Origin of the sequence: Aeromonas sp. MR16, assembly GCF_022549315.1 — a bacterium.
GTDB lineage: Bacteria > Pseudomonadota > Gammaproteobacteria > Enterobacterales > Aeromonadaceae > Aeromonas > Aeromonas aquatica.
In genome coordinates, this window is the sequence record NZ_JAKZFK010000016.1 from 77,633 (window position 1) to 102,699 (window position 25,067).

The window sequence follows — 25,067 nt, forward strand, 5'->3', positions numbered from 1 at the left end:
CTCATTCTCCGTGGACAGGGCGTTCGTTTGTCATCATCGTGCAAAATCTCGGGCATGGACGCGATCAGGACGACGCAATATCGGTCTGTTATGACAAATATTGCGCCGTTTGAATAGTCCAGCATCAGGAACAGAGGTTAGTTGCGCAGACCCAGAGGTTGGCGCTGTCGCAGCAGGGTGAGACGGGAGAGGAGCGGAAAATAGGACTCAAGCTTGCTCTGCAGGATGTGGCTGCAGGCGGGATCCGCCAGCGCCGCCTCATCCAGTACTATACCATTGGAAACAAAGTAGAAACGCGGATCCCTGACGTCCGGCCCCTGAGGAAGACTGTCATCCAGGCGGTGCACCAGCAGCGGCAATACGGGTAATCCCAGGGGGTCGCCGCTGGCTGACCAGGCCAACTCGGGCCAAGTGTCATCATCCCCTTCCAGCAACAAGATGGCCGCCTCTTCCTTCGACGGTTGCCATTGGCCTGGCTGCGCGACCCGCACCTCGCTGAAATAGTCCCCATATCCGCTGGAGGCTCGCAGCGCAGCCAGCACACCCAGGGTCGTCGCGGCTGACGGTTTTTGACTGACTAATGACAGATTCATGGTTCATATCCCTATGCTCACCGCAGCCTGTTATTCGACTGCCGCAGTAAGACTAGACCAAAAAGAGTCTTTATTGGAGCCGTCAGATCTGGCAGTCGCCCCCGGCGCTGCCATGCGGATAACGGTTGCCATTCCAGAATATCTTGGTAAGATACCGCGTCCTTTTATCCCCCGTTCTTTAACATCCAGTGGTGAACCTATGCATCCGATGCTGAATATCGCCGTGCGCGCTGCGCGCAACGCCGGTCAAGTTGTAGTAAAAGCCTTCTCCCAGCCTGAGAACATCGAGGCTATCCAGAAAGGCAGCCATGACTTCGTGACCAACGTTGACCGTGAAGCCGAAGCGGCCATCATTCATACCATCAAAAAATCTTACCCGGAACACAGCATCGTGGCTGAAGAGTCTGGTGAGATCGCCGGTACCAATCCGGATTACCAATGGATCATCGACCCACTGGATGGCACGACCAACCTGGTCAAAGGCATTCCGCACTTTGCCGTCTCCATCGCCCTGCGCGTCAAGGGCAAGACCGAACAAGCCGTCGTCTACGATCCGATCCGCGATGAGCTGTTTACCTCTACCCGTGGTAATGGCGCCCAGCTGAACGGCTACCGCATCCGTGTGGGCAAGGCCAAAGAGATGGCCGGCACCGTGCTGGCGACCGGTTTCCCGTTCAAGCAGAAGCACCACATCGAACCTTACCTGAAGATGTTCCAGAGCATGTTCATCGAGTGTGCCGACATCCGCCGTGCCGGTGCCCCTGCACTGGATCTGGCCTATGTGGCCGCCGGTCGCATCGACGGCTACTGGGAAATCGGCCTGAAGCCCTGGGAAAGCGCAGCCGGTGAGCTGCTGGCCAAGGAAGCCGGCGCCATCGTCACCGACTTCGTGGGTGGTCACAACTACGAGAACTCCGGCAACATCGTGGTCGCCAACCCGCGCGTCCTCAAAGAGATGCTCGGCAAGATCCGCGAGAACCTGCCGGAATCGTTGGCTAAATAACTGACCAGATAAGCCAGCGTTATCGTGAAAAAAATGCCAGTCGGCCCAGCCGACTGGCATTTTTTATACCCGTAAATCAGGGAGGAGGGACGACCACTATGGCAGGAGATGCGGGAGATGGCCCCTGGAATGCAGTGCAATATGTCACCACCGAAATATTTTACAACATAAGACGATACTAAAACGTGACAAGGCAGCAGGGTTCGCTGCCTATTAGATGGTGCCGTTGCGGCCCATGTTGATCACCACTCGCCGGTTCTTGGCACGGCCGCCTTCCGTCTCGTTGGAGGCCACGTGCTGCTTCTCGCCGTGCCCCTCCACCGAGATCTTGCCCTCCTCTATCCCTAGGTCCACGAACACCTGCTTGATGGCATCGGCGCGCTTCTCGGACAGTTTCTGGTTGGGCCAGCGCCCGCCGTAGCTGTCGCTGTAGGCGTCGATCACCACCACGTCGATACTCTTGTCCGCCTTCACGTAGTCACCGATCATCGCCAGCCGCCGCTTGGAGGCCGGTGACAGGGCATCGCTGTTCTTGTCGTAGGAGAGCACGCTGAAGGCGATGTCGTTGAAGCTGTAGGGCAGCAGACCGCTCAGGCAATCCATGAAGGCCTGGTATTTGACCCTGAAGTTGACCGAGGAGAGGGACACCCGCACCGGCCTGTCCTGGCGATACCAGTCGCGGTACTGGAAGGTCGGCATGCGCCCCCCCTCCAGCTCGTCCAGCATGGTCCAGGCGGTCTGTCCGGCCACCAGACCATCGAACTGCTGGTATAGCTGCAGCTGGCTGATCTCCCGGCCAGCCACGCCCGGTCGCCAGATGGGCGGCATGATGCCGAGGCTCACCCGCTGGGTGCGTGCCTGGGGGCGCTGCCCCTTCAATTCGAAGTCCAGGTTGATCTTGCGACCGGCGCGGCTGACGAAGGCCCCGGTCCCCCAGCGGGGAATGGGGTGCTCGAGGCGACATTCGATCTGGCTGTCCGAGGTCAACCGCCAGACGGATTGATCCAGGCCGGCACCAAATTCGGTGACCCCCGCCTGCAATTGCATACTCACGGATATGCTGACCAACCCTAACACCCAAGCATTCAACGGCTTGCCCTCCATACGATCTCGGATTAACTATCGGCAGGGGGCTGGCAAGCTTTAGCAACAAAGCGGGGAAAGTCGGGCATGGCCGCATCGGGCCCATCGCGGGGTCCCAAGACCCATGGTGCGGGCCGGCGGCATGGCGCTGGAATGAACCGCCTCATCGCGCGGGTGGGACAAGGCCGTGCTTTTTTGCCATAATGCGCGCCTTACTTTATGCCGACCGAGATACCATGACCGACGCCGTTCACACCCTCAAGGGCCGCTTTCGTGGCTTTTACCCCGTCGTCATCGATGTTGAAACCGCCGGGTTCAATGCCAGCACCGACGCCTTGCTGGAGATCGCCGCCTATACCCTCAAGATGGATGAGCAGGGCTGGCTCATGCCCGATCAGATCTTCCACTTTCATGTGGAGCCATTCGAAGGTGCCAACCTGGAGAAGGCCGCGCTGGAATTCACCGGCATCGACCCCTTCAATCCGCTGCGCGGGGCCGTCAGCGAGAAAGAGGCGCTGACCGAGATCTTCAAGGGGGTGCGCAAGGGCATGAAGGAGCAGGATTGCGGCCGGGCCATCATCGTCGCCCACAACGCCACCTTCGATCACGGTTTCGTGACCGCCGCCGCCGAGCGTGCCGGCCTCAAGCGCAATCCGTTCCACCCCTTCGCCACCTTCGATACCGCCGCCCTCTCGGGCCTGGCGTTGGGGCAGACGGTGCTGGCCAAGGCGTGTCAGAGCGCCCGCATTCCGTTTGACAATAAAGAGGCGCACTCCGCCCTCTATGACACCGAACGCACCACCGAGCTGTTCTGTCACATCGTCAATCGCTGGAAGAGTCTGGGTGGCTGGCCGCCGGCCAACCCGGATGAGATGCCCGCAGAGGAGGCGGATGCCTGAGGGCATCCAGACCCCGCCCAAACAGGCTGCCCCATGGCAGCCTGTTTGCTGTCTATCGGGGCAAAAAAGAGAGGCTGTGGCGACCAGGCTGGTTTGACCAGAAGCCAGTATTGGCGCGGCTGGCAGACCAAATCCCGGCGCCGATCAACTTTGTGCCACAAGATGCTGCCCGATAGCCTTTTTGCCTGATTTTTTACTAGACATTTGTCACGTTTTTCGCAAACTAGCTGCCTTTCAGAAGACAGACAGCAATACAAACTATAAGGAAAACAAATGAATCCTGTTGTTATCGCGGTGGCGCTGATGCTGGTGCTCAGCCTGCTGCGGATCAATGTGGTGGTCTCCCTCGCCATCGGCGCCATCGTCGGCGGCCTGATCGGCGGGCTCTCACTGGAGCATACCCTCAGCACCTTCACTGGTGGCCTGGGTGGTGGTGCCGAGATCGCCCTCTCCTACGCCATGCTGGGGGCCTTCGCGGTCGCCATCTCCCGCTCCGGGATCACCGATCTGCTGGCCCGCAAGGTGATAAGCCAGCTGGGGAAAGATGCCAGCAGCTCGCGCATCCTCTGGGTCAAGAGCCTGCTGCTCACCTCGGTGCTGGGGGTGTCCATCTCTTCCCAGAACCTGATCCCCGTGCACATCGCCTTCATTCCCATCCTGATCCCGCCGCTGTTGCACGTCATGGCCCAGATGCAGATCGATCGCCGTCAGGTGGCCTGCGTCATCACCTTCGGCCTGACCGCGACCTACATGCTGTTGCCGGTCGGCTTTGGTGGCATCTTCCTCAACAACATCCTGGCCAAGAACCTGATCGACAACGGCGTGCCGGTGGAGCACAGCCAGCTGCCGCTGGCCATGGCCATTCCGGTGCTCGGCATGTTCATCGGCCTGCTGATCGCGGTCTTCTTCAGCTATCGCAAGCCGCGCCAATATGATCTGGATAAGATCCTGGCCGCCGAGCCGGAGACGGTGGAGCTCAACCTCAACCACATCTGGGTGGCCCTGCTGGCCATCGCCGTGGCACTGGGGCTGCAGTTGATGACCAACAGCATCGTACTGGGTGCGCTGGCGGGCTTCGTCATCTTCACCTGTGGCGGCGTCATCAAGTTTCGCGAGAGCCAGGATGCCTTCACCCAGGGCGTGCGTATGATGTCCCTCATCGGTTTCATCATGATCTCCGCCGCCGGCTTCGCCGCCGTGATGAAAGAGACCCACGGGGTGGAGAGCCTGGTACAGGCCGTCTCCGGGGTGATCGGCGATCAGAAGGGCCTGGCCGCCTTCCTGATGCTGCTGGTGGGCCTGCTCATCACCATGGGGATAGGCTCCTCCTTCTCCACCGTGCCCATCATCGCCACCATCTATGTGCCGCTGTGCATCCACCTCGGTTTCTCCCCCCTGGCGACCATCGCCCTGGTGGGAACCGCCGGCGCACTGGGGGATGCGGGCTCCCCCGCCTCCGACTCGACCCTGGGCCCCACCTCGGGCCTCAATGCCGACGGTCAGCACGATCATATCTGGGACAGCGTGGTGCCCACCTTCATCCACTACAACATCCCGCTCATCATCTTCGGCTGGATTGCCGCCATGGTGCTCTGAGTCGGCGACAGTCACTGCATGCAAAAGGCGACCTCAGGGTCGCCTTTCTCGTCTCTGTGTCTCTGAAGTATCGTGCCGCCTCATGAGGCCGCCGAACTTGCTCCCTTGCTGGCCACCCCAAGGAGCAGCGCGAGCAAGGCCAGTACCAGTCCAACGCCGCTCACCCCGACCCAGTTCCCCTGTTGCCAGGCCAGCATGGCGAGGCTCGAGCCGAGCGTGCCCCCGAGGAACATGCCCGTCATGAACAGGGTGTTCACCCGCCCCCTCGCCTCCTCCCGCAGGCCGTAGATCAGTTGTTGATGGGCGATGAGGGCACTCTGTACCCCCAGATCCAGCAGTATGACCCCCAGAGCCAACCCGAGCAGGGAGTGCCATGCCTCGAAGCAGATCCAGGCCAGCACCACCAGCAAGGCTCCGACCAGCACCACTGCTCTCGCCCCCCGCCGGTCGGCCATCCGCCCAGCCAGCGGCGCGGCCACGACCCCTGCGACCCCGATCACCCCGAACAGGCCTGCGACCTCGGACCCGAGCCGGTATTCGGGAGCCGCGAGGTAGAAAGCCAGCACAGTCCAGAAGACGCTGAAGGAGGCAAACAGCAGGGCCTGGGTCAGGGTCGCCCGGCGCAGGCTGGGCTCCTCACGCCACAAGCCGATGAGCGAACGCAGCAGCCTGGCATAACTCAGGTTGGCGCGCGGCAAGCCAAGGGGGATCGTTCTGGCCATCAACAGCGCCCCCAACAGGGCCAATGGCACCCCGAGCCAGAACATGGCGCGCCAGCTGCCATAGGCCGTGATGACGCCCGCCAGGGTACGGCTGAGCAGGATCCCGCCGAGCAGCCCGCTCATCACGCTGCCGACCACGGCACCCCGTCTGGCGGGTGTTGCCAGGATCGCCGCCACCGGCACTATCTGCTGGGCCGCCGTGGCGCCTATGCCAAGCAGCACCGAGGCCAACATCAGCATACCGGGGCCGGTGGCCATGGCCGCCAGCAGGGAAGCCAGCGCGATCAGCACAAACTGCCCCACGATGAGCCAGCGACGCACCAGCACATCCCCGAGCGGCACCAGCAACAACAGGCCGGCGGCATAGCCGAGCTGGGTCAGCATGGCGATCATGGGAATGGCGGACTGGCCGGGAAAATCCTGCGCCATCACCGCCAGCATGGGCTGGTTGTAGTAGATGTTGGCCACCGCCAGGCCGCACGACAGCGCCATGGCGAAGATAAGCCCGGGGCTGAGCAGGGTTGCTGACGCCCTGGTTGGCTGGGTGGATAGAGATGCACTCATGTGGTTATCCTCATGGCTGATTGAACGCCGTGCCAGGCACGGTCTAGATGAGCACAGCCTAAACATGAGCGGGGCACGGCAGTAGCAGGCCCGGCGCGATAACAGCTATTCCAGAGGGGAATGGGCTGCCAGCTGTAGATCGGGCAGGCTGGCCACGAACGCCACGAAGGCGCGGGACTTGGCACTGAGCTGGCGACCGGCGGGAAACAGGGCCCACAGCTCGAGCCGGGGCAACTGCCAGTCGGCAAGGATGGGCACGACCTCCCCCCTGGCCAGCTCGGGAGCAAACATCCACTCGGAGCTGACGGCCAGCCCCATGCCCGCCAGCACGGCGGCGCGCATGCCCTCGGCGGCGGAGACCGTCAGTCGTCCGCGCCCGGCAAATGCGATCTGCTCCTCCCCCCGACAGAACAACCACTGCTGGCCCAGACCGGGTTTGGGGCTGTAGATCACCAAGTCATGCTCCTGCAGATCCTGGGGTGACGTCGGCATACCCCTGGCCGCCAGATAGGCCGGCGTGCCCAGAACCCGCCGCGCGCAGTGGGACAAGCGGCGGGCAACCAGCGCCGAGTCCGCCTGCTCCCCGAGCCGCAGGGCGACGTCGATCCCGGCCGAGATGAGATCGACGTTGCCATCGTCCAGCAGGATCTCGATCTCGAGCCCGGGATGAGCGCCCATAAATGCGGTCAGATGGGGGATGATGTGCAAACGGGCGAAGGTGACAGGGGCACTCACCCGCAGGCGACCGCTCAGCTCACCGCGGCACTGCGCCACCATGGCATCCGCCTCCCTGATGTCATCGAGGATCTGCCTGGCGCGCTGATAGTAGGCTTCTCCTGCCTCGGTCGGGGTCAGGCCACGGGTCGAGCGCAGCAAGAGCCGGCTGCCAAGCTGCGCCTCCAGCTGGGCTATCTGCTTGGACACCGCAGGCTGACCCAGGCTCAGCCGGCGGGCCACCGCCGAGAAGGATCCCGTCTCCACCGCCAGCACGAAGACCTCCATCGCCCCTAATCGATCCATCCGTCCATCCTCCGTCAATGCCGCTCACATGACGGCTTGCAGCCCACCGCCGACGCTCCAGTGGCACAAGGTAGCACCCTGCCCCCCATCGGCTCCACTCCTATACCATCAAGGCAGTGGCCAGAAGGGGGCGCGAGGAAACATCGGGCCGAACCGGTCAAAATCATCTTTTCACTTTAATGCGGTGTCTAGTCCTGAAATAGGTTTACACATTTTCGTCTAGCTTCACGTGACTCAGAACCCCCGATGTACCGCATCGGGGGTTCTGTATTTCAATGCCAAGTGAGGTCGCTCCAGGTTGTAAATATCCACCGCCTCACGCACCATCTCCCGCGCTTGCGCCAGGTCCTGCGGGCTTTGCAACAGCAACTCACCTTTCAAAATCCCGTTTACCCGCTCCGCCAGTGCATTCTGGTAACAGTCATAGCCATCCGTCATCGAGCATTTCACCCCGTACCGTTCATGCAATGACTGATACAACCCCGAGCAATACTGCACGCCGCGGTCCGAGTGATGGATAAGCTCCCCGCCGCCACATCGTTGCTTCAGTGCGTTCTTGAACGCCATCGCCACCGACTCGGCATGCATCCCCTCGTGCACGTGATGACCCACTATTTTGCGTGAGTAGGCATCCGTCACCAGGCTCAGGTACAGCGGCCCGCTCCTGGCTGGCAGATAGGTGATGTCGGCGACCCAGACTTGCTCCGGAGCCACCGGCGTGACCTGCTCCGACCCTGCCTTGAGTCAGCGAGTAATCGCGCGGTGTCCGTTTCACACCTTGTCCCATCGGGCTCTCCATTTATTGGGGGGAAAGGTGTAAACCATATTCAGGACGGGACACGGACATAAAAAAGGCCGCTCGATGACCGGCGTTTTTAATAAAATAAATGAATTTATTCAATCACTTACTCATCACATCAATTACAACCCCCCATATATACCCCCATTTGATTTTCTAGTGGTTAACTTCTGGTTTCAAACCGAGGGTCTACTGTTCCCTCGCGTGGAGATATTGTGAAAGGCTATTTTAGAGTGCAGGCGTAACAATCACTAAGGACCTGCCTGTATTGAAACAACCTGATAAACTCGCCTAGCCAAGAGTGACTCCTTTGGATCTTAGCTAGCTAATTGATGTTGAGCACACGCGCACACTTTCGTAATGCGAAGGCCGCAGGTTCGACTCCTGTTTCCGGCACCAGATACAGCAAGGCTCGTAGCGATGCGAGCCTTATTCATTTTTGAGGCGGGCTAACACTGAGCTAACGTCAGCCCCGGCGTACAAGTGGCATCGGCCCTCCCATCAACCGCTCAGCATGCTGCTGCATCAGATAGGTTCTCGCCAGTTCTGGGTCTTTGCACCCCAGCCAGGCGTCGTAGTCATCCGGCGACACAATGACCAGGCTACGCTTCTCGTCCCCTGGCTTGTGCATTCGCCGCAGCAGTGGGTGCGTGTCGGCATTGATGGTGAGCTGGGAGAAGCTGAAGGTGTAGCCCTGTTCCTCCTGCCATGCCCGCCAGATGCCGGCCACCGCGAAGGGCGTGCCGTCGGCCATGCTGATCCGCCAGCGCTCGGCCTTGCCGCTCTCGTAGCAGGGCTCGAAGAAGCAGGTCATGGGCACCAGGCAGAGATGCCCCTGCAGCCAGGCATGGCGGTAGGTCGGCTTTTCCCCTACCGTCTCGGCCCTGGCGTTCATCGTGGTGTAGTGCTTGTTGCCTGGCTGCACCTTCCTCTTCGGCACCAGCCCATAGCTGGCGATCAGCGCCTGTCGCCGGCCATCACGCTGGATCAGGATCGGAGCCTGATAGTCCTGCCACACCTCCTCCTTCCAGTCGAACCCAGGGTCATCAACCCCGAAGTATTCCACCAGCACCGCCTTGGTGGTCGGGATGTAGTTGATGCACATGTGCAGCCCCTCCGTCGTATGAGAGCCCAAACTCACCAGGTCGGCCTCTGCCAAGCATAATTGGCCGCGAACCCCCTTGCCTTGCCAAGACCCGATCGCCGACCAGTGATCTTTCCGGATCCCTCAGATAGAATAACTGTATGTTCATACAGTGATGATTGCCATGCTCTCCCACAACTCCGATGCACTCCTCATCGAGGTCCCTTTGTTCCTCACCCCTGCCGCCTGCGGGTTCCCCTCCCCGGCTCAGGACTATGTGGAACAGACCATCGACCTCAACCAACATTGCGTCTCCCACCCGGCAGCCACCTTCTATGTGCGAGCCAGCGGCCACAGCATGATCGGGGAAGGCATCAATGACGGCGACATGTTGATCATCGACCGCGCCATCACAGCTCGCCACGGCGACATCGTGCTGGCCTGCCTGGATGGTGAGTTCACCGTCAAGAAGCTGCAGGTGCAGCCCGTCCCCGCCCTGCTGCCAGGCAACCCCGACTTTCCGCCGATCTACCCGCAAGAAGGGCAGGAGCTGGATATCTTCGGCGTCGTCACCTTCGTCCTGCGCAAAACCCGGCGAGGGTAGCCATGCCAACCGCCATTGCCCTGGTCGACGTGAACAACTTCTATGCCTCCTGCGAGCGTCTGTTCCGCCCCGACCTCAGAGGAGTGCCGATAGTCGTGCTCTCCAACAACGATGGCTGCGTTGTGTCTCGCAGCCCAGAGGCCAAAGCACTGGGGATCAAGATGGCGGTGCCCTACTTCCAGATCCGCGAGCTCTACGAGGAGCAGGGAGGCATCTGGTTCAGCTCCAACTACGCCCTCTACGGCGACATGTCGAACCGGGTGATGACGACCCTGGAGAGCATGGCGCCGGCGGTGGAGGTCTACAGTATCGATGAAGCGTTCATCGAGCTCGGGGAGTTCTGGGCTGGCGACCTGATGGCCTATGGCCGCCAAGTTCGCGAGCGAGTGCAGCAATGGACCGGTCTCACCGTCGGAGTCGGCATCGGGCCCACCAAGACTCTCGCCAAGCTGGCGAACTACGCCGCCAAGAAGTGGCCGGCCACCGGCGGTGTGGTGGATCTGCGTGATGAGGGGCGCCGCGCCAAGCTGATGGCCATCACCCCGGTTGAGGAAGTCTGGGGGATCGGGCGCAAACTGACAGCCAAACTGACGGCCCAGGGCATCAACACTGTGGCTGACCTGGTAGTGGCCGACCCCAAGAGCCTGCGCCGTCAGTATGGCGTCGTCGTCGAGCGCACCGTGCAGGAGCTGCGGGGGATCCCCTGTGCCGAGCTGGAGCAATTGGTCCAGGCCAAGCAGCAGATCATCTGCAGCCGGAGCTTCGGCGAGCGCATCACCGACTTTGTCCCCATGCGGGAGGCACTGGCCGGCTACATGGAGCGGGCTGCCGAGAAGCTGCGGGCCGAGGGGCAACGGTGCCGCCACGTCACCCTCTTTATAAGGAGCAGCCCCTTATCGGAGCGGGAGACCTACTACGGCAACCAGATATCGACCCGGTTGCAGACCCCCACCTCAGATACCCGTGACCTGCTGGCACTGGTTGAACCGCTGCTGCGCCGGATCTGGCGGGATGATGTCCGCTATATGAAGGGGGGCGTCATGCTGGCCGATTTCACCCCGGTCAGCATGCACCAGGGAGATCTTTTCGCTGACCCGCAGCAGGATCCCCGCAGCGAGGCACTGATGCAGGTGATCGACAAGATTAACCAGGGGCGGCTGGGGAAAGTCTACTTTGCAGCAAGAGGGAGAGACCCCAGGGAATTGACGATGAAACGGGAGCAACTCAGCCCCCGCTATACCACCGATCTTGGGGAACTACCGGTGGTAAGGCGATAGTCCAAGCAGACATGGGCAGGCCTCTCTTTGCCTGTCCAGATCCATTATTGCCGCTGCCGTGTCGGTACGGATTGGTAAGCGACCAGTAGGAAGATGCACACAAAGAATACGAGGCTGGTGCTGGTAACGCCGAAGCCAAGGCCGCCATGTTTTTCGGATTGTGATAACCAGTCTCCGATGGAGGCGCCTAATGGGCGAGTCAAAACATAGACGATCCAAAATGACAGCACAGTGTTCATTTTTAACCGGTAATGGGCGAACGCCGTGGCGGCAATCAAGGAGCCAAATAGCACAGTGGTATTCATATAGCCGATATCCATCCCCTCAGAGACCCAATCCCCCGCCGCAGTCCCCAGGGCAAAGGTAACAAGGATGGCTGCCCAGTAAAAAAGCTCGCGTTTACGGCTATCAATGGCGCGGATAGACAATGTTTTTTCCTGTGCATACCAGATGCCGAAGGTGATCAATAGCACCACCGTAAAAACGCTGGTTGAAAGTGCCAATGGCACTCCCATTTGGTCGGTCAAATTATCTGTCACAAGAGTGCCAAAAATGCTTACCAGCACCACCGCCAACCAGTACTTCCAGGGAACGTAGTGCGCTGACGTCAGTTGTATCAGCAAAGTGGCGATCAGCATGCCCCCCATCAATACGGATGTCGTCGTTAGCCCCAGATGCAGGTTGAAGATCAGATAATCGGCCGCTGTTTCCCCCACGGTCGTCGACATCATCTTTATCAACCAAAAAATCAATGTGATCTCGGGTACCTTGTTGGCTGGATTATTGGTGTTGGTATACATAGTTCACCTGATCCTACGGTTAGACAAATAGCCCTTCATCACAGAGTGGGGGATATTCCTTAAGAGAGGATTAAGGCCCCAGATGAAAATCATATCTTGCTGATAACAGGGAATAATTGCGGAATGTGCGGAAGTTCTAATGGGTGTGAAATGAGTTACGTCCCCGCTATCCGAGGAACGATTGATATAGGGTGATAAGATCACACCGAGCACTCAATGAGGTCCGCCTAGTCCATCAGGATTCGGGAATCAATGCCGTGCCTGGCTTACACTGGATTAGGACGCTGTGGACGAAAACAGGCGACACTAGAGCAGTGCATGGAGAGCATGATGAAAGCGATACATACCGGCGTCATATTGTTCCTGTTGAGCACAGGGGCGCAGGCGAATGACAGCTTCAACAGCGAACTGAGCCACGCTATTGGGGGGGCCGCAATGGGGGCGGGGTTCACCGCCTTGTCCAATTACTATGGCTATTCGGCACATCGGGGATGGATCGGGTTTGGCATCTCAACCGGCATTGGGGTAGCCGGGGAGTTAATTGAACGCGCAACGGGAAAGGGGGACTTCTCTGCCCTTGATGCAGGGTCCAATGCGCTGGGGGCCGCGATAGGCGCCTTTATCACCGATCGCTGGATCCTGGCGCCCGTCCTGTTACCCGAGGAGCACTATGCGGGACTGATGACCAGCTACCGTTTCTGATGGGGGGTCAATTCAGACAGCAAAATAGGATGCCCCCCCTTCATACTCAGTCAGTGGTTACTGCTGTCAGCGATAGACCTCAACTGCCAGCAGTACCAAAACTCTTTGTGATAGTTGTGTCACGGCGCTATGGATGCTTGTGTGGTGGTGTTCTGCACACTCTGGGCGCGGCAGGGTTTGAACAGATCCAGCCCCCCCTCATAGACCTTGGTCTGCACATCCATAATGCCAAGCATGGAGTGGAACAAGTTATCGTGAGAGAAGCGCTTGCTGCCCGCCTCCTGCTGCAGACAATCCATGTTCAGCTGGCGATCTGCCTGAAACTGGGGAGAGAACCAGGTCAGCAGTGGCACCTTGGTTTGATCATCCGGTGCAAACTTGTAGGGGGTGCCGTGCAGATAGAGCCCCAGAGCGCCGAGTGATTCGCCATGATCCGACAGATAGACCAGCCCCACGTTGTACTGGCTCTCGAGCGTCTTGAGTTTGGCAATGAGCTGGGACAGCACCTTGTCAGTGTAACGGATGGTGTTGTCGTAAGTGTTGACCAGCTCCGCGTTGCTGCAGTTCTCGATATCACTACGCTGGCAGTCCGGAACAAAGAAGCGATCGGTGGTGGGGTAGCGGCGATAGTAGGTGGGCCCATGGCTACCTATCAGGTGAAACGCTACCAGCTTGTCGCCCTGCTTGCTCTTCATGTCGGCGATCTGCTGATCCAACCCCTGTAACAGCACCTCGTCGTAGCATGTGTCCCCGTCACAAAGAGCAGGGAATTGCTTGGGTTCGATTACGATGGTGGGCACATTCTTACAAGCCCCCTTGCAACCACTATTGTTATCCTTCCACAGCACGGACACCCCGGCATGTTGCAGCACATCCAGCACCCCATCCCGCGACTTGGCCAAGGTTTCATCATAGTCTCGTCGGGTCATGTTGGAGAACATGCAAGGCACGGAAACCGCAGTGGCGGTGCCACAAGCGCGGACGTCTTTGAAAGAGACCAGCCCCTGCTCTTGCGCAGTGAAATAGTTAGTCGGCTTCTCGTAACCGTTGAGAGAATAGTTCTTGCTACGTGCCGTCTCACCCAGCACCAGGAACATCAGAGTCGGCTTGTCACTCATGCTAACCACATGGGCATCGGTACCGAGTTGCAAATAGGGAGTCGGTGTCGTGAACAGGTTCCTCTTGACGTATTTGAAGAGGCCACTCACATAGTTGGCTGGCACGATTTCCTTGGAGAGAACGTTGTTGTTACGCCCGACAGAGGCGTAGTCCTGATAATAGAGTGCGGCAACTCCCATCAGAAACAACAGAGACATGGCAATCCCGCCAAGCCGCATGCCCAATCCCTTGTACCAAGGGCGCGGATATTCGATCTTTACCCACAACAGACACAGCGTTGGTAGCAAGCCGGTCAACAGGAACCAGGTCACCACGGAGAAATTGAGGTAGGAACTCGCCTCACTATGATTGGTCTCGAAGATGTTCTGCATCATGCCAGCATCGAAGATGACGCCATATCTCATCATTGCGTAGCTGACGATAGAGCCTGACAAGATTAACAGACAGAAAAAAGGTTTGAGCAGATAGCGAAAGGTGAACGGCAGAAACACGGCATTAAGCGCGGCCAGCAACACAAACGGAATCGAGAGAGCAAAGCCCACCTTGACATGCTCAAGCGCATGCAAAATCGTGTAGAAATGCAAGAAGATAGTACCGTTGAATACAAGTGCAAACAGCAATACCAACAACAGGTTAACCTTCATCACATCCAATGTGGGACGCATCCGTTTACTCCAAAAGCAATATTGAAATGGCAGCCCTGCATAGGAGCTCAGTTTTTGGCGCCCGGAATCGCCATCTTTTTCCGTAAAGACAAGCACTTTTACATCAATAACCGGACATATCGTGATTCTATTCAGGTAACCTTAAGGAAGAATTAAGCCAAGGCTCAATCAGGACAACCGCTGGAACACTCTAAAAAAGACCTCGATGAGTCGCCATAATAGGCTTCGTTAGAAGCCTGTCAAGCGGATACTACTGGCCCCCATTAAGCTGCTACCCCCTCCTATTGCCGACATGATTGTCGCAGCCTCCTCTTTAACACTTCAAATACATGCATGTTATTTTCATGAATCACCTTAAGCGTTCCTTAATAAACACGCCCTATAGTCAAAATTAATTAGAGGGTAGACGCACATGTCAAAACTCATACTTTCAGCTCTGCTGCTAATGGCTGCATCATTATCAGCGGCGGATAACACACAAGCTATCTACGGTTGGGTCGAGCACGGTATCATTTTGCCTAATTCAACCCCGCTAGAAATGAAGTTCGATACCGGAGCGAAATCATCCTCTGTTGATGCTAATGGCATCGAGCTGTATGAAAAAGACAATACACAATGGGTTAGATTTAACATTGACATAGAAGGTGGAAATTCAGATAAACCTAAGTCAGTTCCATATGACCTGCCCGTTATACGCAAAGTGAAGATCAGCGGTGCAGGTGGTGAGGTTCACAGAGTGGTTGTCTTAATGGATATCTGCATCGGCGGCCACTCCCTGAAGAAGGAAGAATTCACACTCGCCAACCGTAGCAACAAGAAATATCCCGTACTGATTGGACGCAGTACCTTGCAACACCTGGGAGCATTGGTTGATTCATCCAAAAAATTTATTCGAAATGGCAAGTGCAGCATCTGATGCACTCAAGCACCACCATTGAATAATATCCATAAAAATCAAATTCATTATTAATGATCACCCCCATGCCACATCACTTCCTGATATCGACCGAGGGGCTTGATCAATAAAAATAATAAAAGGGAGCTTTCTATGAAAAGGACATTGATATACGTCGCCATGATGGTAAGTCATGTCGGTTCCACACACGCAGCCAGTACGTTTGAAACTTATGGCGACATTGCACAATTTGCCATCCCCGCTATTGCAACAGGTATCTCCTGGTATAAAGGTGACTACGAGGGGATGAAAGAGCTAGGATTTGGCGTGCTCTCCACCACCGCAACGGTTGAAATATTAAAATTTAGCGTTGATGCTACTCGTCCAAATGGTTCCCCCCATAGTTTCCCCTCTGGACACACGGCATTAGCATTCAGTGGTGCCAGTTACTTGCAAATGCGTTATGGATGGAGTTATGGACTTCCAGCATATATTGCGGCGGGTGCAGTGGGCTGGTCGAGGGTAACATCGGATAATCATTATTGGCGTGATGTCATCGCCAGCGCAGTGATTGCCACTGGCTTTAGTTATGCTTTCACCAGCCCCTATGAGCAAAAGTTAGCCATATATCCCGGCTTGTTGGAAGACGGAGCCCAAGGAGTTTTAGTGAGCTTCCGATATTGAATGCCGATCAGAGATGCATAGAAACTACTGTTAAATACATTTCAATCCATCTGCTGATATCGTCGGAGCCCTCATCAGGAACAACCAGACCGCTTTTGCCAATCGATAACGTCTTAATTGATATATTGGCAGAGGCTCAAATGGCAGTGGAGGCCTCCCCTAGCACTGCCGGTGTCTGTGCTACTTCGTCACCTTCCTGTAGAACACCGCCACCTCGCTCTCCTGCACATGGCACCAGGCCAGCACCCCTTGATAGAGCGGGTACCACTGCCGCTCCCATTCCCCGCGGCTAAGCGTCCCAAGCAAGGGTTCGATAGCACGGCGCACCTGAGTGCCGGGGATGGGGCGCAGCCCGGTACCGCCACATCGCAGGCATACCTTGTCGACGGCCTTGCCGTGCAGGCGGCTCAGCTCCAGATCGCGGATCACCCCGCGCCCATGACAGAACTGCGGGTGGCAGGCCGCCCCGGGCGTGTCCACCGTGCGGCAATAGTGCTGCACCACCAGGACGGCGATCGCCTTCAGGGCCATCCCCTGGCCACGCTCCTTGATGGCCCCCACATACTTGGGCGCCAGCTTGCTGCACTCCGCCATCACCCCGATCACCGCCTTGTGGTGGCTGGACTTGTCCTTGGTGTAGCGGGCCAGCATCAGCGCCAACCCCACCCCTTCATATTTCTGCACCAGCCCCAGCGCCCCCAGCACATCGGCCTGCGTCAGGTGAGAGGGCCCGGTGGAACGGGATTGGATAGCCTGGAGCATCGCCGAGCGGGGTTCCCCTATCGAAAGCGCATATTCGAGTCGCATCAGAATGCCTCCAGTGACCAATTGGCGCCTTTGCGCTGAACCCCGACGAAGGTGAACATCCAGTGCTGCTTGGCGGCCACCTTGATCTTCACCCGGGCATCATCCTCCCAGAACCCCTTCACCTCGTGCAGCTCGATCAGCCCATCCCGGCGCACCACCATGAAGTCGGGGGTGTAGAAGGTTTTGTCGGCCAGCCGCAGCTTGAGCGGTTCAAACTCGTAGTGCAGCACCTCGCCCGCCAGCATCAGCGTGCGTAGGTGGCCGGATTAAGTTGACCAATACATACACAGCGCCCATCGGATTGAGCTGCTCGGGGATTCGCTGCGAAAAACAAAGTCTGTAGCGTGACCCGTATGAGCGTCGATAGTGAGTCGTTCAACCTATTACCGACGTCCATCCATAAAGGATGGTTTATTGAGCATATGCAAACTCTCATTTGGGGCTATCGCAACTCCAATTGTCGGATTAACATTCCCGTCATGTTTTTAACATCCCGGTAGTGTCGATGAAATATCGGATGGGCGACCCTCAACCTTTGAGGCAATGTTGAAGCTGATTGCATTCATTTCCTAACTGCTGGGCCCGGGCCTCAGCTGAAGGGTTCAAGGAGACAGTGTTGCGAATTCCAAAACAGGCGAGTGTCGCCAACATCGAGCGGGCCCTGCGTGAAGCTGCTGCCGCGCCCAAGAATGAGCCCTTCATTTTGCCGTCGAACCTACGTCATTTTGGGGGCGGCGGCGAGGCGGCCCTGAACCAATTGCTGGTCACATGGGCCCAGCCGCGCCCTCCAGTCACTCTGAAAACTTACGTTGAAACACCTGAGCAGATCGGGGAACTAGTTCGTCGCCTGCCCGGGCTGACTGGCGCCCTTTGCGCCGGGGCCATCCTGGGCGGTGGCAAAGCGGGAGATCTAACTAATCAGGTGCGGGATGCAGCGCTCGCTCGCCTAACAACTTTACTGAGCGCCAATCCGAAAGCGGCCTATCGCGGCTCGTCGGTGGAAATTATCTGCGCAGATCATCTTGGACGAAATGCACCTTATCTCCTCTACGAGTCCGATAGCGGCCAGGCCCCCCAATTGCGGCCGCGACACTCCTTTACCTTGTTGGCTTCGTGGCTTTTGCGACAAACCGTGCCGGACGCGTACCAGAACAGGATCGCGCCACAAATGCCAGATGCCCTAGGTGGCATGATCTTTGAGTTGTTCAAGAACACCGAGGAACACGGCCAGTCCGACGCCTTCGGCAATATCCTGTCGATGTCGATCCGCGCTATCAAGACCGTACATCATGCTATCAAGCCGGAAACGTTAACCCAGATCGTGGCCGATTATCCCCCGCTCGCTCATTATTGCCGGTCCCTAGAACCGGCGGAAGATGCCGTCCAGACTCACCTGTTCGAGCTATCTATCCTCGATTCCGGACCGGGCTTTGCCGTCTCGCGTACAGGCAAAACACTCGCTGAGCTCAATATTGAAGAGGAAGAGGCAGCAGTCCGGGACTGCTTTACGACTTTCAGCGCCAAGGGAGGATCGCGCTTTGGACAGGGGTTACCGCATGTGCTGCGGGTGCTGCGCCAAGAGCGGGGGTTCCTGAGACTGCGAACAGGACGCCTATCGATCCATGCCGACTTCTCGGACACGAATGAGGGGGAAGGCCCTGAGGCCCTAAAGGTGTTCCGTCCTGAGGACGGGGTCCTTGCCCCGGTCGCTGGAAGTCTACTTACGGTCCTGCTGCCACTGCGGAGGGGATGGTGACGTCACTATTTAGCTTGAGGTTCGACCTCCACCGTTCGAACGAGGAAGCGGAAACCTGCATACGTGATACGTTGATGGTCTTCGTCGCGGAGCCAAAACTCGCCCCAGAAGCGTTCGCAAGCTTGATGGAGGCGGAGATCGAAACCAATCTCGTGCCCGACGAGGTGGCGATCATTGTGCGTGATCCGTCGTTTGCTGCCACGCGAGACGAGCTGACCAGCCATTCGCTTCATCACGCGACGTTGGGTAGGCTCGGCCATAGCACCGTCACGCTCATCGGTTACGACTGCATTGGAGTTGAGAGCATGCGCCACTGCGTCGCGGGCACCATGCCTACCAACGGCATGACCATCGATGATGTGCGGCGCCACGGGATCACCTATATCTTCAACGAGCGCCGAGGCTTCGTCGAGGCGAACGCCACTTATCATTTCGAGAACCCTTCTGGGCGGCACACCGAGCGATTCATCCGGCTGTCTAACATTTTGGCGCGCGGAGCGGAGATCGCATTTATCGGTTTCTGCTGCCTGCCTCACATCGGTCCCTCAGTAACGAAGGCGTACCTCGATACACCCTCGCTATACGCCGTCGTCGCCGCAATCAATGAGCAGCGTCGCTCATTTGATGGTGCATGCTGGATCCTCGCCGATAATTTCTCGTCCTATGCAGGTTTTAATCAACACGCGTTCGATAATGGCGATGCCGCAGTAGTGTTGATCTCCGCATCTTCCAGTGGCTCGCTTGCGGCTCGTCTCATCACCGAAATGAATGTCGAGCCAGAGCACATCGTGCATTTGCTTTACCTCGGACGCAAACCAAGCGCGACGCCGGTCGTCTGTGACCTTTCACAGGAAAGCCAGGCCAACCCCAACGGATTCACAACTTTACCCTTAGTCAACGAATCAATGGATTGCCCAATGTGCGCGGCCGGCTCACACGCTATCAAACTCCAGGGTGACCAGTTCGAGTTTGCAGGCCCTCAGCAGGATGCTTTGCTAGTAGGACTCGCCGATGCTCCAAAAGGGCTGTCGGCGCTGATGGGGCGCTACGCTCGCACCGAGGTATTCGAGGTAGGTCTCGGACGTAGTGGTTCCAAGTCTCCGCGCTTGTTCCACATCAACGCTACCAAGCTGCTTGCAAGCACAGAATTTGAGGCCAAGCTCGACTACGCTTTACGCCGATCGCTACCGGCGCGCTTGTCGCATGTGATCGCCGCCGACCAACAGTCGCACACGCTTGCAACACGGGTGGCGACCCACCTCGCCACACCCGCGTCGGTGATTGCGCGGGATCAAATCGATGACATTTCTGCCGAAACTATCGAAGCAATAGTCATTGTTGCGAGTGTCATCGAGAGCGGTAGAACATTACTCGATATCAGCCGGGACCTGCGTAGCATAGCGCCTGATGTGCCGCTAATGTACCTAGTAGGTATGGCGAAGACCACAGGCGAGCCAAAGCGCCAGCGACTCGAGAACAGCCTAATCCAGACGCACAACTTCTTTCCCTATCAATATCTGACGGTCGACCAGGTCGTGCTTCCTGCTTCATACGACAACCACGCCTGGGCAGCCGAGCTCCAGTTGCTGATCGATCCGGAAATCAGAAGACTAGTGCCCGAGACATTGAAATCGACTGTGGAGTCGCGGATTACGCGCCTACGTCTTGCAAGTCAGCCTATGGACAATGATCTGTTCCTGGCAAATGCGGAGCAGGCGCTCAGTCTCCAGCCAGGATTTGTGTTCTGGCCCAAAACCCTGCCGGGAATGTCAGGCCACAGGCAGGCGGATGTGTACTTTACGATTGCTTCGGTTCTGCAGCAACTCCGCGCGAATGCCTTCGCATCCGGTGAGCGCCGGATCATCAGCAACTGGTTCCAGCAGACGATCCTTGCGCCCGGCAACTTCGGCCGGTTCAACGATGATGTGATTCAGGCTTCGCTGCTGCGCGCAGCTTATCCCTACGAGCTCAATTTCGCTGACACGGTCGCTGAGAGTCGTGAATTGGGCCGGTTGTTTAGGCGGGTCATCCTCGCCAGCCAGAGTCCTCGCGGCGGAGCTGCAAGTGAATTCCTGCTGGCGCTTGCCACGAGGCGCCTGCAATTGTGCAAGGACGATGTGTACTATGTGCTGGAGACTGAAGCGCCCGACATCCCGATGGTACGTTTCTTATTGGAGTCATGCCGGCACCGGTTATCCTAAAACGGCTAATGGATCGGTGGTACCGAAACTCCGAGAATGGCAGATTCTGGGAATGAGGTTTGAACGGCAGGGTATTCGTGCTGGGACACATTGCCAACCTTAGCGGTGGCTGGCTGGTGTTCCAGAGCATCAAAACCGCCGTCAACACCGCCAGCCAACATTTTATTTGGGGCGGAATTGCTCGACGTACTGGGCGACCATAGTTTGCGCTTCAACAAACGGGGCGGGTGATCTCCTGCCCAGAAAGCTAATTACGCAGACCGACAGGCGCGCTTCACACTGGCGGGGGAGATCCCGAAATGTTCAGCCGTCAGCTTGATGCTCGCTGAATTATCTTTGCGCCAGATAGCGACAGCAGCATCATCTATCGTCTTTTCGCGTCCAAGAACCTTACCCTCTGCCTTCGCCTTGGCGATCCCGGCCATCTGTCGGGTTTTGATGTTTGAGCGCTCCAGTTCTGCAACAGCGGCCAACATTGTGAGCATGGCTTTGCCGATGGGCGTGGACAGGTCAAACCCTTCCCTCAAGCTAATGATTGAAACGCCCTTGCCTTGTAGTGCCTCAACCGTGTTCAGCACGTCGATGGTATTGCGCCCAAGGCGGTCGACAGCGGGTACGATCAGCGTGTCCCTCTTGCGTATGAACTTGAACAGCTCGGCGAACCCAGGACGCTGTAGCGCCTTCACTGCACCCGATACACCCTCGTCAGCAAACCAGGTCTCCACCTTGTGAGTCTGCTCAATACTGTGACGCTGAGCCCCAATGCTCTGCTCGCCGGTGCTGACTCTGAGATACCCGATCACCGCCATGATGTGCCCCTTTGATTGGCTCATTATCTATGGCTCTAAATGTAGATGTGGCTCATAGAAAAAACAACAGATTTGAGCCAGTGGTTTGAAAGGGATGGCTGAGTGGGTCAAAAGGTACACATTTTGAGCCATCTTAGTTGAGCAGGTAGCGAAAAGGGGCGCCGGTTTATCGTAACGCCCCTTATCCGCACTAGTTGATGGGTTACTACCGAGGTCGGTACTGCTCAACATACTCGCCAATCAGTACCTCTACTTCTTCCAAGACCGCTGGCGGCAAACGCTTGGCAGAGAGGTCACGGTTTATAACCGCATCGGCAGACCCATTAGCGGCTGCCACTGAACTCCAGAAGTATGCCCGCCTATCATCCTGCGCTATGCCATACATCACCCCTAGCATAGATTGTGCATCGGCATGGCCCTGCTCGGCAGCCTTGCTGTACCAGGCCAGCGCCTGCTGCCTATCCTCCGTTACTCCATGGCCATTCAAGTAAGCCCAGCCAAGATTGAATTGTGCATTAGCATATCCCTGCTCAGCAGCCTTGAGATACCAAGCCACCGCCTGCTGATCATCCTGTTCCACTACGTCGCCATTCGCGTACCTGATGCCTAGGTTGAATTGCGCCTGGGCATTACCTTGTTCGGCAGCCTTACGGGTCCAGGCCAGCGCCTGCTGATCGTCCTGTGCTACCCCTTGGCCACGCTCGTACATCAGGCCGAGGTTACTTTGTGCCATGGCATGACCCTGTTCGGCCGCCTTATGGGTCCAAGCCACCGCCTGCTGGTCATCCTGCTCTACCCCTTGACCATCCCCGTACCTTACGCCGAGATTGAATTGCGCCTCGACATCACCCTGCTCAGCAGCCTTGCGATACCAGGCCACCGCCTGCTGGTCGTCCTGCTCCACCCCCTGGCCAGTCGAGTACATCCGGCCAAGGTTGTATTGCGCTAGGACATTACCCTGTTCGGCCGCCTTGCGGGTCCAGTCCAGCGCCTGCTGGTCGTCCTGCTCCACCCCCTGGCCAGTCGCATACATCACGCCGAGATTGAGTTGCGCTCGGGCATTACCTTGTTCGGCCGTTCTGCGTAACGACACAAGCGCCTCGGCATGACCTTGTTCGGCCGCCCAGCGGGTCCAGTCCAGCGCCTGCTGATCGTCCTGTGCCACTCCCCGGCCAGTCGAGTACATCCAACCGAGGTTGTATTGAGCATTGGCATTACCCTGTTCGGCAGCCTTGCGATACCAAGCTACCGCCTGCTGGTCGTCCTGCGCCACACGTATGCCCTGCGCGTACATCTCACCGAGGAGGATTTGCGCGTCAGCATGGTTCTGCGTTGCCGCCTTAAGCAACCAGGGCAGCGCCTGTGTGGAGTCATCAGCCCCCCATAAGCCCATGCCATACATCGCCCCCAGGTTGTACTGCGCATGGGCATGACCCTGTTCGGCCGCCTTATGAACCCAGGCCAACGCCTGCTGGTAGTCCTGTGCAACCCTCTTGCCGTTGCCATACATCATGCCGAGGTGGAATTGTGCCTCGGCATGACCTTGCTTAGCGGCCTTCTGCACTTGGGCAAGGGGCACATTTTCCCAATTTGTCACCTGAGATTGTGCCCCCCTAACCCAGTCCACAAGCCGCGCCAACACCCCTTTTTTCATTTCGGTCTTACCACTTGATTCATGATTGCTCACAGTGTACTGCAATGGCACCAGCGGTGTGTCGCTGTGGTCTCAAACCTAAGCCTTGCTGACATCTAGGTAAATGGCCAGTGCAACCCGAAAACCGTTGCGCCTAATAATGAATACGGAGGGGGGGCATGGAAAGGATATAAGCTCAAAATTCGAGCGAGAACGGATCTATTGCGCTGGCACTGAGGAAGGAAGTCGTCCGGCGTGAGTCACCCAAGATGGGCCTTAGATGAAGGGTGAGAAAAGGGGTATCGAGAAAAATGCCCCACAAATGCCCCACAGAACTGGGGGACCGGAAAAGCACAAGGGCCTAGCCGAAGCTAAGCCCTTGTTGAATTTGGTCGGTGTGAGAGGATTCGAACCTCCGACCCCTTCGTCCCGAACGAGATTGCATCGCTGGATACACCGATCAAATCACTGGTCTACATTGTCACAATCTAGGCGCCTGTTGTGATCGGTACTCGTCTTTAAGTACCTCAATCTGAGTAACGTCTCGGCCAATAACTGGTTGTGGTAGTAACCGTAGAGTTCCCGCTTATTTCTTGCTTCGGGATGGTCGACGTACCGCACCGGGGGTCATTGGCATCAACCAGCGCTACAAAAGTCAAATTAATGTTTACTTTCAGTTGCTTATCGGGATCTATACGTTGTTCGAGACGAGTTAGACGGCTTGACAAGGTACGGCTGGTCATACGTTCCCCTCTGGCAGTAAAGACGCTTCCAGCTTTGCCACCCGCTCTTCAACATCACGCAGGCTACGGATCTTGAGCTCCAACAGTTCGGCATCAATGGAGTGCTCAGGCGTCACGGGCTTGAGCGCTGGAAAAGCCCGCTCAATGACCAGCTTCACGGCTTGCATCTCGCCTGCCTCAACGGCCGCCCGTAACTGCTGCAGTGCTTCGGCGACGAGGTTGGCCGGCAACTGGCTGCGCTTGCCCAGTGCGCCTTTGGGGCGGCCAGCAGCATTACCCGATTTCCCAGGTTGATACTTCATTACTCCGCTCCCGACGCTTGACGTTGACTGCTCATGCTACGACCACGAAACCGTGATTTAATGCTGTAGCGCTCTGTTAATTACCTGTTTTTTACAGGGTTCTAAATCTGATAATTGAAGTTTGGCGGGCTCTTGCATCTACTGCTGCTCGGCATACTCCACGTCTTCGTTTTTGGTCATCCCATGCAAGGCTAAATTGAGCACCTTTAGCACTACTGACCTTGTTACAGGTTGCCGCATGCAGCGGGGTAGCCATGCATTACGCTGCCACCGCTTTCAGGTAGCCACTATCCAACAACTTCTTGATCAGCCACTACTGTAGTGGTCTAATCATCCCGGACACCATTTTAGGTGGTACAGTCGCCACCAAGATCAGAGGTGTTCAATGACAAGATTACGTCGCTCATTTACTGCTGAATTCAAACTCGAAGCCGCATCCCTGGTACTCGACCAGGGATACTCTGTCCCCGAAGCCAGCCGTTCACTGGATGTCGGTGAAACCATACTTCGCCGATGGGTTCAGCAGCTTCAATCCGAACGAACCGGCACCACCCCAATCGGCAAAGCGCTGACCCCGGAGCAGCAGAAAATCCAGGAGCTGGAAGCCCGCATCAACCGCCTCGAGCGCGAAAAGGACATTCTAAAAAAGGCTACGGCTCTCTTGATGGCGGACGAGTTCACTCGTACGCGCTGATAGACCGATTAAG

At 57.4% G+C, this 25,067-nt stretch carries 22 protein-coding genes, 1 tRNA gene and 2 pseudogenes; 11 read left to right on the forward strand and 14 right to left on the reverse strand.

Annotated features, from left to right (window positions below):
- Positions 1–137: 137 nt before the first annotated feature.
- Entirely contained in the window at positions 138–593 is a 456-nt protein-coding gene (locus tag MM194_RS13240) for a hypothetical protein (protein WP_033129058.1), read from the reverse strand.
- Between the two features lie 199 nt (positions 594–792).
- Between MM194_RS13240 and suhB the strand changes: the two genes are divergently transcribed.
- Positions 793–1,596, forward strand: coding sequence for an inositol-1-monophosphatase (suhB, locus tag MM194_RS13245; RefSeq protein WP_033129057.1), 804 nt, complete (start codon positions 793–795; stop codon positions 1,594–1,596).
- 213 nt (positions 1,597–1,809) lie between these two features.
- Here suhB and MM194_RS13250 read toward each other — a convergent pair whose 3' ends face one another.
- A complete protein-coding gene (locus MM194_RS13250) occupies positions 1,810–2,685 on the reverse strand; it encodes an OmpA family protein (protein WP_033129056.1) in 876 nt (291 codons plus the stop codon).
- Positions 2,686–2,915: 230 nt separating this feature from the next.
- Here MM194_RS13250 and rnt point away from each other — a divergent pair, with 230 nt between their 5' ends.
- Positions 2,916–3,578 (forward strand): ribonuclease T, encoded by a 663-nt coding sequence (rnt, locus tag MM194_RS13255; RefSeq protein WP_033129055.1) that lies wholly within the window; start codon positions 2,916–2,918, stop codon positions 3,576–3,578.
- A gap of 273 nt (positions 3,579–3,851) precedes the next feature.
- A complete protein-coding gene (locus tag MM194_RS13260) occupies positions 3,852–5,174 on the forward strand; it encodes a Na+/H+ antiporter family protein (RefSeq protein WP_033129054.1) in 1,323 nt (440 codons plus the stop codon).
- Between the two features lie 80 nt (positions 5,175–5,254).
- Here MM194_RS13260 and MM194_RS13265 read toward each other — a convergent pair whose 3' ends face one another.
- The 4 genes and pseudogenes from MM194_RS13265 to MM194_RS13280 form a co-directional block, all read right to left on the reverse strand.
- Positions 5,255–6,460: an MFS transporter gene (locus MM194_RS13265; RefSeq protein ID WP_241343791.1), complete on the reverse strand. Its 1,206-nt coding sequence runs from the start codon at positions 6,458–6,460 to the stop codon at positions 5,255–5,257.
- Between the two features lie 105 nt (positions 6,461–6,565).
- A complete protein-coding gene (locus MM194_RS13270; RefSeq protein ID WP_033129052.1) occupies positions 6,566–7,480 on the reverse strand; it encodes a LysR family transcriptional regulator in 915 nt (304 codons plus the stop codon).
- Positions 7,481–7,714: 234 nt separating this feature from the next.
- Positions 7,715–8,224 (reverse strand): annotated as a pseudogene (locus MM194_RS13275) (IS3 family transposase); the annotation flags it as partial.
- A gap of 521 nt (positions 8,225–8,745) precedes the next feature.
- Entirely contained in the window at positions 8,746–9,384 is a 639-nt protein-coding gene (locus MM194_RS13280) for an SOS response-associated peptidase family protein (protein ID WP_241343792.1), read from the reverse strand.
- A 154-nt stretch (positions 9,385–9,538) separates the two neighbouring features.
- On the opposite strand from MM194_RS13280, the gene umuD reads away from it, so the two are divergent.
- Positions 9,539–9,967 (forward strand): translesion error-prone DNA polymerase V autoproteolytic subunit, encoded by a 429-nt coding sequence (umuD, locus tag MM194_RS13285; protein WP_241343802.1) that lies wholly within the window; start codon positions 9,539–9,541, stop codon positions 9,965–9,967.
- 2 nt (positions 9,968–9,969) lie between these two features.
- A complete protein-coding gene (gene umuC, locus MM194_RS13290; RefSeq protein ID WP_241343793.1) occupies positions 9,970–11,244 on the forward strand; it encodes a translesion error-prone DNA polymerase V subunit UmuC in 1,275 nt (424 codons plus the stop codon).
- A gap of 44 nt (positions 11,245–11,288) precedes the next feature.
- Here the strand turns inward: umuC and MM194_RS13295 are convergent, their stop codons facing one another.
- Entirely contained in the window at positions 11,289–12,044 is a 756-nt protein-coding gene (locus MM194_RS13295) for a membrane protein (protein ID WP_033130563.1), read from the reverse strand.
- Positions 12,045–12,374: 330 nt separating this feature from the next.
- Between MM194_RS13295 and MM194_RS13300 the strand changes: the two genes are divergently transcribed.
- On the forward strand, positions 12,375–12,746 hold the full coding sequence (locus MM194_RS13300) for a hypothetical protein (RefSeq protein WP_033130656.1): 372 nt from the start codon (positions 12,375–12,377) through the stop codon (positions 12,744–12,746).
- Between the two features lie 119 nt (positions 12,747–12,865).
- Here the strand turns inward: MM194_RS13300 and MM194_RS13305 are convergent, their stop codons facing one another.
- On the reverse strand, positions 12,866–14,530 hold the full coding sequence (locus MM194_RS13305; protein WP_033130562.1) for a phosphoethanolamine--lipid A transferase: 1,665 nt from the start codon (positions 14,528–14,530) through the stop codon (positions 12,866–12,868).
- A 412-nt stretch (positions 14,531–14,942) separates the two neighbouring features.
- On the opposite strand from MM194_RS13305, the gene MM194_RS13310 reads away from it, so the two are divergent.
- Both MM194_RS13310 and MM194_RS13315 read left to right on the forward strand, forming a co-directional pair.
- A complete protein-coding gene (locus tag MM194_RS13310; protein WP_241343794.1) occupies positions 14,943–15,446 on the forward strand; it encodes an ATP-dependent zinc protease in 504 nt (167 codons plus the stop codon).
- Between the two features lie 132 nt (positions 15,447–15,578).
- On the forward strand, positions 15,579–16,109 hold the full coding sequence (locus MM194_RS13315) for a phosphatase PAP2 family protein (RefSeq protein ID WP_081966138.1): 531 nt from the start codon (positions 15,579–15,581) through the stop codon (positions 16,107–16,109).
- A gap of 180 nt (positions 16,110–16,289) precedes the next feature.
- Here the strand turns inward: MM194_RS13315 and MM194_RS13320 are convergent, their stop codons facing one another.
- The gene (locus MM194_RS13320) at positions 16,290–16,871 is read right to left on the reverse strand and encodes an antitermination protein (RefSeq protein ID WP_241343795.1); all 582 of its coding nucleotides are present in this window, start codon (positions 16,869–16,871) and stop codon (positions 16,290–16,292) included.
- Positions 16,872–16,915: 44 nt separating this feature from the next.
- Positions 16,916–17,161 (reverse strand): hypothetical protein, encoded by a 246-nt coding sequence (locus MM194_RS13325; protein ID WP_241343796.1) that lies wholly within the window; start codon positions 17,159–17,161, stop codon positions 16,916–16,918.
- A gap of 371 nt (positions 17,162–17,532) precedes the next feature.
- Here MM194_RS13325 and MM194_RS13330 point away from each other — a divergent pair, with 371 nt between their 5' ends.
- On the forward strand, positions 17,533–18,672 hold the full coding sequence (locus MM194_RS13330; RefSeq protein ID WP_241343797.1) for a hypothetical protein: 1,140 nt from the start codon (positions 17,533–17,535) through the stop codon (positions 18,670–18,672).
- The gene (locus MM194_RS13335; protein WP_241343798.1) at positions 18,669–20,873 is read left to right on the forward strand and encodes a hypothetical protein; all 2,205 of its coding nucleotides are present in this window, start codon (positions 18,669–18,671) and stop codon (positions 20,871–20,873) included. The genes MM194_RS13330 and MM194_RS13335 overlap by 4 nt, the downstream gene beginning before the upstream one ends.
- 251 nt (positions 20,874–21,124) lie before the next feature.
- On the opposite strand, the gene MM194_RS13340 is transcribed toward MM194_RS13335, so the two are convergent.
- The 4 genes from MM194_RS13340 to MM194_RS13355 all read right to left on the reverse strand — a co-directional run bounded on the left by MM194_RS13340 (position 21,125) and on the right by MM194_RS13355 (position 24,360).
- On the reverse strand, positions 21,125–21,682 hold the full coding sequence (locus MM194_RS13340; protein WP_241343799.1) for a recombinase family protein: 558 nt from the start codon (positions 21,680–21,682) through the stop codon (positions 21,125–21,127).
- A gap of 205 nt (positions 21,683–21,887) precedes the next feature.
- Positions 21,888–23,369 (reverse strand): sel1 repeat family protein, encoded by a 1,482-nt coding sequence (locus MM194_RS13345; RefSeq protein ID WP_241343800.1) that lies wholly within the window; start codon positions 23,367–23,369, stop codon positions 21,888–21,890.
- 335 nt (positions 23,370–23,704) lie between these two features.
- Positions 23,705–23,774 (reverse strand) — tRNA-Ser (locus MM194_RS13350).
- Positions 23,775–24,054: 280 nt separating this feature from the next.
- Positions 24,055–24,360: a hypothetical protein gene (locus tag MM194_RS13355; RefSeq protein ID WP_241343801.1), complete on the reverse strand. Its 306-nt coding sequence runs from the start codon at positions 24,358–24,360 to the stop codon at positions 24,055–24,057.
- A gap of 385 nt (positions 24,361–24,745) precedes the next feature.
- Between MM194_RS13355 and MM194_RS13360 the strand changes: the two are divergent.
- Positions 24,746–25,067, forward strand: a pseudogene (locus MM194_RS13360) (transposase); the annotation flags it as partial.